The sequence below is a fragment of the Vibrio intestinalis genome, assembly GCF_025195085.2.
Lineage (GTDB): Bacteria > Pseudomonadota > Gammaproteobacteria > Enterobacterales > Vibrionaceae > Vibrio > Vibrio intestinalis.
The window spans coordinates 33,420-45,791 of record NZ_JANAVY020000018.1 but is presented as its reverse complement, the minus strand read 5'-3'; the positions used below and the strand labels follow the sequence as shown (position 1 = coordinate 45,791).

At 43.9% G+C, this 12,372-nt stretch carries 12 protein-coding genes; 4 read left to right on the top strand and 8 right to left on the bottom strand.

Annotated elements, in window-relative coordinates:
* Positions 1–154: 154 nt before the first annotated feature.
* From MU515_RS17630 to MU515_RS17620, 3 genes are all read right to left on the bottom strand, one after another.
* Complete coding sequence (locus MU515_RS17630; RefSeq protein ID WP_260261700.1) at positions 155–343, bottom strand: hypothetical protein; 189 nt, start codon at positions 341–343, stop codon at positions 155–157.
* Between the two features lie 301 nt (positions 344–644).
* Positions 645–1,592: a TerC/Alx family metal homeostasis membrane protein gene (locus MU515_RS17625; protein WP_260261699.1), complete on the bottom strand. Its 948-nt coding sequence runs from the start codon at positions 1,590–1,592 to the stop codon at positions 645–647.
* A gap of 469 nt (positions 1,593–2,061) precedes the next feature.
* The gene (locus MU515_RS17620; protein ID WP_260261698.1) at positions 2,062–3,792 is read right to left on the bottom strand and encodes a bifunctional metallophosphatase/5'-nucleotidase; all 1,731 of its coding nucleotides are present in this window, start codon (positions 3,790–3,792) and stop codon (positions 2,062–2,064) included.
* 215 nt (positions 3,793–4,007) lie between these two features.
* On the opposite strand from MU515_RS17620, the gene MU515_RS17615 reads away from it, so the two are divergent.
* Positions 4,008–5,642 (top strand): ATP-dependent endonuclease, encoded by a 1,635-nt coding sequence (locus tag MU515_RS17615; protein WP_260261697.1) that lies wholly within the window; start codon positions 4,008–4,010, stop codon positions 5,640–5,642.
* An 82-nt stretch (positions 5,643–5,724) separates the two neighbouring features.
* Here MU515_RS17615 and MU515_RS17610 read toward each other — a convergent pair whose 3' ends face one another.
* Both MU515_RS17610 and MU515_RS17605 read right to left on the bottom strand, forming a co-directional pair.
* Complete coding sequence (locus MU515_RS17610) at positions 5,725–6,219, bottom strand: DUF1097 domain-containing protein (RefSeq protein ID WP_260261696.1); 495 nt, start codon at positions 6,217–6,219, stop codon at positions 5,725–5,727.
* A 195-nt stretch (positions 6,220–6,414) separates the two neighbouring features.
* A complete protein-coding gene (locus MU515_RS17605; protein WP_260261695.1) occupies positions 6,415–7,320 on the bottom strand; it encodes a LysR substrate-binding domain-containing protein in 906 nt (301 codons plus the stop codon).
* Between the two features lie 219 nt (positions 7,321–7,539).
* Here MU515_RS17605 and focA point away from each other — a divergent pair, with 219 nt between their 5' ends.
* Positions 7,540–8,985, top strand: coding sequence for a formate transporter FocA (focA, locus tag MU515_RS17600; protein WP_260261694.1), 1,446 nt, complete (start codon positions 7,540–7,542; stop codon positions 8,983–8,985).
* Between the two features lie 102 nt (positions 8,986–9,087).
* On the opposite strand, the gene MU515_RS17595 is transcribed toward focA, so the two are convergent.
* The 3 genes from MU515_RS17595 to MU515_RS17585 all read right to left on the bottom strand — a co-directional run bounded on the left by MU515_RS17595 (position 9,088) and on the right by MU515_RS17585 (position 10,584).
* Positions 9,088–9,657, bottom strand: a complete 570-nt coding sequence (locus tag MU515_RS17595) for a YceI family protein (protein ID WP_260261693.1) — start codon at positions 9,655–9,657, stop codon at positions 9,088–9,090.
* Positions 9,654–10,193 (bottom strand): cytochrome b, encoded by a 540-nt coding sequence (locus MU515_RS17590; protein WP_260261692.1) that lies wholly within the window; start codon positions 10,191–10,193, stop codon positions 9,654–9,656. The genes MU515_RS17595 and MU515_RS17590 overlap by 4 nt, the downstream gene beginning before the upstream one ends.
* Positions 10,194–10,329: 136 nt before the next feature.
* Positions 10,330–10,584: a DUF2164 domain-containing protein gene (locus MU515_RS17585; protein ID WP_260261691.1), complete on the bottom strand. Its 255-nt coding sequence runs from the start codon at positions 10,582–10,584 to the stop codon at positions 10,330–10,332.
* Positions 10,585–10,709: 125 nt separating this feature from the next.
* Between MU515_RS17585 and MU515_RS17580 the strand changes: the two genes are divergently transcribed.
* Positions 10,710–11,345, top strand: coding sequence for a hypothetical protein (locus MU515_RS17580; protein ID WP_260261690.1), 636 nt, complete (start codon positions 10,710–10,712; stop codon positions 11,343–11,345).
* Positions 11,346–11,412: 67 nt separating this feature from the next.
* On the top strand, positions 11,413–12,201 hold the full coding sequence (locus tag MU515_RS17575) for a lipase family protein (RefSeq protein ID WP_260261689.1): 789 nt from the start codon (positions 11,413–11,415) through the stop codon (positions 12,199–12,201).
* Positions 12,202–12,372: the final 171 nt, after the last annotated feature.

The following is a 12,372-nucleotide window of genomic DNA, read 5'->3' as shown; positions in this document are numbered from 1 at the left end:
CACTTAGCATCATTAGTAAGAATAGAACACTATTTTGTATTCCTCGCATAAATTCCGTTATTTTTACATCTCGTTTCATAAGTGGTTAAGTGGATTAGATTTTTTAGCAAAAAAAAACGCCAGCGGATGCTGGCGTTTTAAACAATTCTTTCTACTAGCGGTATAAACCGATATCTTTTTGCATGTGACCTGATAGGTCGTTTGCGCTGTATAGGCGCTCAGAGTTATCAGTAAACAAAATGTCTAGTAAGTGTGCTATCAATCCTTTGAAGCTAACCGAGTAGGTTCTCTTTTCCATAGAGCTTGGGTTAATCATGGTATCAACGTGCATTACTTGCGCCATATCAGCCTCTCTATAAATTCGGGTAACTTGATTTGATGTAGAAATTCTAGTCACTTTTTTCGCGAGTAAAAAATGACAAATCTTCTACTTTCGGATTAGTTATTCTTATGAAACAAATCGATAACACACCCTATTTGCAATTATGCATCAACAAACCATTTAGACGACTAAATATCCAACTTAAGAGTAATTTTAGTCATTGCCGGCTCGTTGATGCATTTCAATTTAACGATATTTTTACATTCAAACGTGTAATAAATATCGCACTGCTCGCATTATTAATTACTTGAGATTACGTTGGTTATTGCAATCTCGCTTGCTGTTGCTGCTTTTGTTTCATTACTGAAGCAATAACCGCAACTGTCATGGTGACTAGCAACACAAGTAGTGATACCGGTGTTGGGATCTCCCATGCTGAGCCGACAAGCATCATCTTAATACCGATAAAGACCATGATGAAAGACAGCGCTGGTTTTAGGTAGATAAACTTATCCATCATACCTTGCAGTACAAAGTACAAAGAACGTAAGCCCAACAACGCAAATACGTTTGCTGCTAACACTAAGAACGGTTCACGTGTTACTGCGAAAATCGCTGGAATTGAGTCTAAAGCAAACATCACATCCATAAATGCGATAACACCGATTACGATCATCATAGGCGTAACGACGCGTTTACCATTTTCAATCACAGTCAGCGCATTGCCACGGAAATCATCAGTCACATTTGCAAAGCGACGGATCAGTTTCTCTGGTAATGGGTTCACTTCTTCATCACCTTTGTCGCGTGCAAGCTGAATACCAGTCCAAATTAGGAATAGTGCGAACACGTATAGCACCCAGTGGTACTGAGCAAGCAACTGCGCGCCTACTGCAATCATAATTGCACGTAACACTAGCGCGCCAATGACACCCCAAAGCAGCGCACGAGGACGCAAATGCTCAGGAACTGCGTATTGGTGGAAGATGATTGCAAACACAAATAGGTTGTCCACACTGAGTGACTTCTCTAGTAGATAACCGGTCACAAACGATACGGTAGCTTTTTCTGCAGTGTAGTCACTTCCTGGCGCGTAAAAATCCCAGAAGAAGTAGATAGATGCGGCAAAGAAGAATGCCAACACAAACCAAAATACACTCCATATTGCAGCTTTCTTAATGGTGATTTTGCCACCACGAGTTTGCCAAATATCTAGAGCGACGAGGATGAGAGTCAGTAGGCCGAAACCTAAGTATGTAGATGGGGTCATGTTTCCTCCAAATAACGGAGGGATCGAGAGCTAGTATTGGTTACGATCCCTACCGCAAACAAACAACCTTACACGGATATATTCCGCATAAAGATTTGATTACGTTGGTCTCGTCGAAGCGCTGAACGCTTATACTTACCGGAAAGGCGATGCCTAACGAGATGACGATAAGTAAACCAGAGGCGACTACTCCCCAAACGCTGCGGATAGTACGCCTACTTTATCCATTCGTCTATAAATAAAATCAAAAAGGAGCAATAAAAATTGCTCCTTTACGTTAGGTGGTTGAATTTAAAAACCACCGGCAGGGATAAAGTATACCAATGAGGTCCAAACGCAGACCCAACTGACTACAACTGCCACATCGACCCAGTCTTTACTCCACATAATGACTCCTTATGCACTATTAAGGATCCCATGACAGAATATTTAATGCATAAGGCGTGCCATTGCGTTGAAATTTTAACCACTAGCCTCGATAGGCAACGGCATCACTGTCTAAAATCTGAGGTTTCTCTTTCAAATACTCAATAAAACAGTCCGCCATCGAGAGCGTTGTCACCTCACCTTCGCCCTGCATATTGAGTATTGCTTCGTAACCCTCTTTACCTTTCATAGTGTAGGCAGAAGACGTGCCCGTGTAGGTTTGTTGCTCGTCTATCGGCTGCCAGCCTTGGTTTTCACGATAAATCTCTAACGATTTAATACGTTCTCCCATAGGGGCATCGGCCTCATAACTGAACCTTAGATTCGCCGTGTAGGGGTATGAGCCATCGCCCGTGCCCTTCACGCCGTTACTCAAAGCGTTATTGATTGCGCCTTCTAACGTCTCTCGAATGAACTGACCTTTTATTTGATACACACCAATGGGCACTGCAAACGGCAACACTTTTCCGGCAATATCGGCCACTGAAATTGGCCCAGGGTTTATTGATGTCCTTACTCCGCCGGCATTATGAATGGCAAAATCGATGTTATAGCCTTTAGCATTCATCGCATGTTGAAATGATTGACTCACCAACGGCGCAATCTGACTACCACCTTGCTCATCGGGTACACGGATATGGCGCAGTTTGCTGCTCGCGGTGGCTAATATGGTTTGTTGTAGTACGCGAACTCGGCTTTGATAGCGCTCTTGCAGCAATTTCTGAATTTGATTGTCTTTATGACACACTTTCACGTTCGGGTGGTTCTCAATTTGAGCACGCAACGCTTGGTAATCTTGCTGCTGCCAAGATTGACTACGACTGGTATCAATGAATAAACGACGGCCAATCAAAAGCTCGTTTTTACCGCTAAAGTGCGTCACCATTCCTTGAGCGTCAAACTCAATATCACAGTGACCAAGGGCAAGTGCGTGATAGCCCGCTTGAACCACATAAGTTTGGTTGACCTTGACCCCGTAAGGATCAGATTCCCCTAGCCCAAGTTGACTGAAATCTCCTTGCAACACATGGCTGTGACCACCCACAATAATGGAGATGCCATCCACATGATTGGCAAAATCCAAATCGGTGTCGTAACCCATATGGCTAAGTAAGATGATCTTGTTGATGCCCGCTCGGTGAATTTCACTCACAGTGTTTCGCGCGGTTTCGATCGCGCTAACAAATGGCGTGTCGGCATCTGGGTTGGAAATGTCTGCCATCTTATCCAACGCAAGGGAGAAAATAGCGATTGGCTCATCACCAACATGTTTCACTATCCATTGCGCGGATTGGCTGTAAGGACGGTATGAGAATACATTTGGATTACCACTTAAGCGCTCAGGTTTATCCTCGCACTCTTGGGATAAATCCCAATTGCCCGCCAATAGCGGAAAATCTATCTGTTTGGCAAATTGAGCGACGGGCAGATTGCCCATATCCAGCTCGTGATTGCCCACTGCCATGGCATCTAAACCAAGTTGGTTGAGCATAGTTGAGTTCGCTTCGCCTTTAAATAAGGAGAAGTAGAGTGTGCCTTGGAAGCAATCACCAGCATGTAAAAACACGAAGCCTTGATCGTTTTGCTCTGCTAGTTGTTTTAGCTCTTTCGCGCGCGTCGCGATACGAGCAAAACCACCAGCACTGACAAATGGGGTTTCTATTCCTGTGCCGCTCGGCAAGCTTAACTGTAGGGACGTTGGTTCAAAGTAAGAATGGGTGTCGTTGATATGTGCCAATTTGATTCGCGTGGCTTTATTTTTTCTTTCTGTCATAAGTATCTCTCTTTTCACCGCAATCCTACCTCAATCTGTGTGACAGATTCATTACTTTTTATAAAAACTTGCTTTTCGGTCTGCGTAATGGATGCCATCTCTTTGAAATTTAGGGCTTTTATTTTTGATAATTCACCGTATTGTGAGCTAAATGCCTGCCAATACTGAGTTTTTCTTTTATTCTTAATAATGTACTGGTTAAGTTGGGTGAGCTTATGCAATTAGAACGCATTGAAATCGCGGGCTTTCGCGGAATTAAACGCCTATCACTGTCTTTTGACCAACTCACTACGTTAATAGGTGAAAACACTTGGGGTAAATCTTCGCTGCTTGATGCGCTTTCTGTTGCGCTGCCAGCAGAAGGGATTCCCTACCAATTCGAAATGGCCGATTTCCACGTCGATTACTCGATTTCTCATCCACAATCTCAAGACCTACAAATTATTCTTACGCTCATTTCTAACGAAAAGAACGAAATTCGATCCGGTCGTTACCGAAAGATCAAACCGATATGGGTGACGGACGACCAAAACATCAAGCGCATCATCTATCGCTTAAGTGCTAGTCGAGATCAATACGAAATTAAAACCGACTACGATTTTTTGGATATGCAGGGTAACCCACTCCCTCTGCATCACACCGAGAAACTGGCGCAAGAACTGATGTCATTACATCCTGTATTACGGCTCAAAGACTCGCGCCGCTTCGAACGGCCTATCCATTCAAATGGCGATAAAAATGAACGCATTGAAAAGCGTATCAACAATACCTGTCGCCGTTTGATGGCTGTGCCCGGCCACGTTAATAAAGGTGAAATGCGCAGTAGTCTGAACTCAATGAACATGCTGGTGGATCACTACTTCTCCTTTAAGCCTTATACGCGTAGCAATCTACGCAAGCAAAGAGACGGCATCTTTTATAGTGGTCACAACGCAACAGGTTTAAGCATTTCAGAGTTTGTAGAGCAAACCAACAGTAAACAAACGCGGCTGTTGTTTATGGGGCTGCTTAATGCGTATTTACAAGCAAGAGGCCCAAACAAACTTCGTCGCTGCGCTCGCCCGCTATTGATCATTGAAGATCCTGAAGGCCGTTTACACCCTACCCACCTAGCAAGAGCTTGGGGTTTACTACAACTATTACCCATGCAAAAAATTCTCACCACCAACAGTGGTGATTTACTTGCTCAGGTACCGCTTCACAGTATTCGCCGCCTTGTTCGTCAATCAGATAAAACCGTATGCACTAGCTTAGCGCTACAAGGTTTATCCAAAGATGAGCTGAGAAAAGTCGGTTTTCACATTCGTTTTCATCGCTCAGGTGCACTGTACGCCCGTTGCTGGTTATTGGTCGAAGGCGAAACCGAAGTTTGGCTATTCAATGAGCTTGCCAATCAATGTGGCTACAACCTTGCCGCCGAAGGGGTACAAATTATTGAATTTGCTCAATCCGGGCTTAAATCATTAATTAAAGTAGCCAAAGCCTTTGGTATTGATTGGCACGTAGTCACCGACGGCGATCCCGCCGGTAAAAAATATGCCGCGTCAGTGAGAGCGCGTTTAGATGGCGAGCATGAACGTCATCGCCTCACTGAACTGCCCGATAGAGATATTGAGCACTATCTATATAACAATGGCTTTGAGCCCTTCTTTAGAGAGATGGTCAAAATCCCTTCTGATCACCCAATCCCACCGAAAAAAGTCGTGGCGAAAGTGCTGAAGAAGTTTGCAAAACCCGATCTTGCTCTTGCGATTGTCTCTCACTGCGAAGACAAAGGCACTCAGTGTATTCCTAAACTACTTCGCTGGACACTAAAACGCGTAGTAACACTGGCAAATGGCAACACCTAGATAGAAAAAAGGCCTCAGTCATGAGGCCGGTCTTCAAATTCGAAAACGAATATCGGGGGTGTTTCAATTTTTTTGATAACGCTTATTTTATTTCAGAGACCTGAGAATCTTGATTGATGGCTTTAGGTTGGTTTGCGCGTTCATGTAACCAAAGACCTGTCGCTTTCATAGTGTAGCCAAACACACCACCAAGAATCAAAGACGGAATCACAATCTGCCAATCGCCACCGGCTGCAAATGTCGCGCAAGAGCCAATAAATGTCCCTGGGATAAAGGAAAGTAAGGTTTTATGGGCTTGCAGGCACATGAACAATGTCACTACACCTGTAATTACATAACCAAGAACTTCATTAGACACAAAGCTAGAACCTTGGATGATCATCATTGCCCAAAATACGCCTGATAAATTGGTGATAAGGCTTATCAATAAACCTTTATAACCTTCGTGAGGGGTGGCGAAGTAACTGGTACAGCCAAGAAAACCTGCCCATGCAAGTAAGCCAAGTGAGACAGCTACCCAGCCCCAAATACCAGAAAGTATGGCGGTGGTGATAGAAATGGCGATCAATGTACTCATGGTGAATATGCCTTTGCGTCTAAAACAGCATCATAGAGATTTCGACTACCTGACCAAACGATCTCGATCACATTAATAGCGTTATAATTTCATAAATTGCACTAGAATTTTGACGCAAACGCAGAATCAACAGATTTAGTAAATAAAAAAGCCGCACCAGTTTAATGGTGCGGCTTTGTTTGGAATCAGTTTGGGCTACAAAACGCTCGGTTTACCTTTCATCATACGTAGACCTTCGCGCTTAATACACTCGACAAGAGGGTTTTCAACCATATCAGCACGCCAAATAAAGGAGAGGGTTCGCTCCATATTTAGCTCAGGTACATCCAAAGCAACTAATTGGCCACTTTCTATATAGCGTTCCACATCAAGATACGGCAAACAAGTTAGATATTGACCATTTGCCACCATGCTTCTTAATACCGGAACGTGCTCGTACTCACGCCAAACGTCCAAATCTTCAATTAAATGATGAATGGAGCTATCAAAAATCATGCGAGTACCCGAACCATGCTCACGCAACACCCATTTTGCTTGCTCTAATTGCGCAAGGCTAACTTTAGGCGCCATCGCAAATGGGTGATGAGCTGCTGCAACCACAGTTAAGTGGTCACGACACCATACTTCTTGATGCAGCCGGTTATCGTCACAACGCCCTTCAATAATGCCAACGTCATATTTATAGTCGATAACACCCTGAATTACGCTATCGGTACTTTTTACTTTCAATGAGATTCGCATCTCAGGAAAGTCACTATCAATATTGCTGATAAGATCCGGCACCAAATGCTCTGCAGGGGTTTGGCTGGCACCTACACGCAGCTCACCACTTAGTAAATGTTGCTCGTAAAAACCCATCTCAATCTGTTGGGCGTCTTGTAATAGTCTCTTCGCTTTTGGCCTTAACCAAATCCCCCAATGCGTCAAAGCCATTTGCTTGCCTTGCCTTTCAAATAAAGGCCTGCCAAGCATTTTCTCCAGCTGAGCAAGCGACATACTAGTGGCCGATTGGGTTAACGCTAATTTATCTGCGGCCAAACTTACACTTCCAGTGTCAGCCACAGCGTCAAAAACCGCTAGTTGTTTCAATGAATAGCGCATAACTCTCCTTTCGTTATTACGTTCATTTTTATTATCGCGATGCGCGCATGGTTTCATTTTACTGGCTATTTTCCTCATATCAAATTATTTGATGAGGATTCTAAACATTATCAATTTTACCTCTAGGTTTTCGCGCCGTAATCTGAATTGGCAACGACGAGTTAAGCGTTGCAATCATCATAAGGAGGTTATTTATGAAACTCATAACTAGGAGTGCTTATGTCATCTACTCAAGCCAACAATGATTACTTTTCTCCCATGGAGATGATGGCTGAGGCTGAAAAGTTCGCCCTAAGCAAAGCAAAGAAGAGCAGCGGTATGACTCTTAGCCTAGCCATGATGGCAGGCGCATTTATCGGTTTAGCGTTTCTTTTTTATATCACTGTTACTACTGGTAGCGCGGAATCTGGTTGGGGCTTAAGCCGACTTGCAGGCGGGTTAGCTTTCAGTATGGGGCTGATACTTATCGTCATCTGTGGCGGTGAACTGTTTACCAGTTCTGTTTTATCGAGCATCTCATGGGCTAACCGCCAAATCAGTTTTGGCAAGATGCTTTCAATTTGGGGCAAGGTTTACGTCGGAAACTTCATCGGCGCAATGATTCTGCTTCTTATTGTTTCAGCAGCAGGCCTTTACCAAATGGATCATGGCCAATGGGGCTTGAATGCGCTCAACATCGCGCAGCATAAGTTGCATCACACAACAGTACAAGCATTTGCACTGGGTGTTTTGTGTAACCTCCTGGTTTGTCTGGCGATTTGGCTAACATTTAGCAGCGCTAACGCCATGACAAAGGCAGCAATGACAATCATGCCTGTGGCAATGTTTGTTTCAAGCGGCTTTGAGCACTGTGTGGCAAACATGTTTATGGTGCCGCTAGGTATCGTGATTCAAAACTTTGCGCCAGAAAGTTTCTGGCAAATGACTGGCACAACTGCAGCGCAGTATGCCGACTTAAATATCCTGCAGTTTGTTACTGCAAACCTAATCCCTGTAACACTCGGCAATATCGTTGGTGGTGCCGTATTGGTTGGATTGGCGAACTGGTGTATCTACCGCCGCCCTCAACTAAAAGCAGCCAACATCGCAACAATTACTAAGACCACTAACATTACGTCAGTTAAGGAACATACTATGAACAGCAACATTATCGTAAAAGACATCATGGACTCTCAACCTGTAACACTAAGCGCTGAGCTAACCACACCAAAAGCGATCGACGTGTTGCTAAAAAACCATCTACCTAGTGCACCTGTGTGTGACATTCAAGGTCGTTTGGTTGGCTTCTTCTCTGCTCACGACGTAATGGTTGATTTGTGGTGCCAAGATTACATCCCAACTCAAGGTCAAAAAGTGGTTGATTTAATGTCTCGTGACGTAGTGGCGATTGACGTAAACGACAAGCTGGTTGATGTCGCTGAATTCCTATGTATCGATAAAGAGCAGTTGTACCCAACAAGCAGCATGGGTATTGCGACTCGCTTTACTACTCTTTCTCTAGAAGAGCGTGCGAAGAGCATCAAAGTAAGCAAGCCTCATGTGCTGCCAGTGCTTGATAACGGCCAAATGGTGGGCGTGGTTAACCGTCTAAGTGTGCTTGAAGCTATGCGCAACATTTACGGTAAACCAACAGAAGTGGTTGAAGAACAAAAACAAACAGCATAAGCGATTACTTCAACGACATTGGCTAGAAACGCAAAGCGCCTCATTATTATGAGGCGCTTTTTTAATTCGCTTTAGCCTATTACTAAGCTTTTACGATAATCACTATTTTTTGATGCCTTCAATATGAAGATCCATCACTACATAGCTAGAGTCACCCATCACCGGAATATTGAAATCAGCCAGCTCTAATCGTGTTGTTCCTTCAAAGCCCGCACGTTCGCCACCCCATGGGTCTTGACCTTGGCCAATAACCTCAGCATCAATCGTGATTGACTTAGTCACGCCATGTAGGTTTAAGTCTCCGATTAGATCAAACTTACCATTGCCCTTATCCACCACTTTAGTGCTGTTGAAAGTCGCGTTAGAAAACTTGCTGGCATTAATAAAGTCGCCACTACGAATGTGCTTATCACGCTCAGCGTGGTTTGAATCTAAACTGGTGGTATCCACATTCACTGATACTTTTGACGCCGTAATGTCCGCTGGGTCGTAGCTAAAATCGCCTTCAAACTTATTAAAACGGCCTTGGATAAAGCTGTAACCTAAGTGACTGACTTTGAAGTTAATTGAAGCGTGTGCGCCTTTAGTATCAATAACGTAATCCGCTGCGCTAGCCGTAAATGGCACGGCCATCACCATAGCCAATCCTGTAGCAAGTAACGTTTTTTTCATTTTGAAGCTCCTATCATTTTGCGTAGCGTGTTATCTCGGTTAATAAAATGGTGTTTAAGTGCCGCTGCTGCATGCAGTGCAGCCATAATGATTAATGTCCATGCCGCATAGAAATGTATTTGCCCAGCAAGATCGGCTTGCCCTTCAAATAGAGCACCCGCCCCCGGCACAGCAAACCAATTAAATACATCGATTGAACGGCCATCTTCAGTAGAGATCAGATACCCAGACACAAACAGCATCACAAGTACTAAGTACATCAACATATGAACCAATTTGGACGCGACTTTCTCGAAACGGTTGCCTTCCACTTTCGGTGACGCGGTAACATGCTTCCAAACCAGTCGAAACAAGGTCAATGCTGCTAATAAAATACCTATGGATTTGTGCCAGTGAGGCGCAGTTCGATACCACTCGCTGTAATAGCTGAGATCAACCATCCACAAACCGACGGCAAACATACCAATTATGACCAATGCCGAAAGCCAATGTATCGACCTAGCCACGCCATTGTAATTTGTCACCTGCTTGCTCATGCCATTCCCTTACGTTAAACATTAACGCGTATACTCAAACTGTATAACAAAGTATTTACCAAATTGAGCTATGAGAAAAGAAACGGGATTAGAATAACTCGTTCAAATTATTTGAAGGAACTTCATTGGCTTTTACTTATCGCTCGAACTCGTCCATCTGTTCTATCTGAAAGATCTCATCTGCGATATCTAAAACTTTACGCTCAACAATCTCCTGAGCATCTGCTAATCCTTTGTTGTAAAAGACAGGAGCAAATTTAGCGATAACAAAATCGAGTAAAAATTGCGCGTCGAACTGCCCTAACTCGGTGTCCAATTCATCGGCAAGGTATTCTTGCAGAGCTTCCGCCATCTTCTGTTTTTGTTGTGACGTAAATTCAATCTTCGACATAAATCCTCTTTAAGGTCAGTGTTTAAGCTGATTTAGTGTAACTAATTATCACCGCCGCGTGTTAATCTAACCGCCGTTTTTGGCATAACTGACGCCCATTGGCTAAGCATAAGTGGAGAGATACCTTGTTACTGGACACTCTGATTCAAAGTGTTAATGAGTTCCAAGCAGACTGTATGGCGCTGTGCGAAAACCACTATCCCACCATCCACAACAAAGGGATGAGCGAACACCATCTCGGCCTTGCTTTTGCCCGTCGATTAGCACGAACTCTGACTGAGTTCGGCCATCATTGTGATTATGCCGCCATTGAGTCCTACCCGAGCAGCGAGCAACCTAGCCATTTTAGGGTCAGTTCAGATATTGGTACGGTTTGGATTCTCACCTCACACCTTGTTAGTGCAGGCTCAACTTGCCGACGTAAACTGTTTCGCACCGTGCAACAGTGGAAGCATGAGTATGAATACGCAATTCAACCCAACGACTTGCTCTTATTACTGACCGATCACTGGATTACCCGCAGTAAGCAAAGCCGTGAACTGATTCACTGGTGGACAGGGCAAATCCCTGACAATGTAGAAGAATACGGCGCACAAGGGGTTAGCTTGTACGAAAGTGACTCTCAACTGTCACAAAGCCTCGATGAATATTTTTCAATCAGTCCATATTATGTGAAATTTACTCACCCACTAAAACGCTCTGCTGATCAACAGTTAGTAAGAAAATACGTGCAACTCTATTCGGTGATTCAATTAAGTTGATAGCCGTCATTTAATTTTCATTCTGATACGCCATACTTTTTGCTAATGCCCTAGCAAAAGGTCGGTCGTGAAAAAACTCAAACGTTATCAATACGAGCGCTATGCGGTGCTTTGCAACCTCGCCTACAGCCGAGTGCTGAAGCAAACGCGCTATGGGTTTGCCCCCAAAGGACAACGAATTATCGCCAACCGCTTTGGATTACCAATGATTAGGGTACTTTGGAGCAAAGATAAAGAAGAAGTCATCGTGGTACTTAAAGGTTCTCACAACCCTTGGGATTGGCTACTCAACTTGTGTTTATGGCATAAACCCTGTGATCAAATTGACCTCGATTATTCTATTCATGCCGGGTATCACTTTTTAATTCATCAAAACAGCCAGCCTTTTCATAAGCATGACGAGGCCAACCTCACGGTCTACCAACGACTATTCGATACCATCGTGCCATTGGTGTTAGAAGGCAAGCGAATCACCTTTACTGGCCACTCTTCAGGTGGTGCCATTGGAACGGTCTTGGCCGATCACCTTGAGAAGCGATTCCCTTGTAGCGTAAAACGCGTTGTCACATTCGGTCAGCCAGCGGTTGGAGGCAAAGCCTTTAAAGCGGGTTATCTTCTATCGCATAAAACCTATCGTATCTGCTGCGATCTCGATATCGTCACCTTCTTACCTCCTATCCCTTATCTTTATCAGCACGTAGGTAAAATGCTCTGGCTGTACAACGGTAAAATATACGAGAACACGCCGACTATGCTGCGTTTAGGACGGTCAATTGGCTCATGGCTGATGCGCCCTTTTTCTTACCACTTAATGACAAAGTATATCCGCAATAAAGATTTCTTTGACGAGCGATGAGTAATGAGAGATCACTCGGGAATATCTGTCACTTTTTAGCCAATTGCTGTATTTCAAAACTCAACAAATCTATGGTTAATTAAGTAGCACCAAAGGCTTGAAATCCAATTATCCTTGTTTAAACGAAAAGTTTAGGATCGATTTCAAAATTGCAGCGCTTGTCACCGTCAA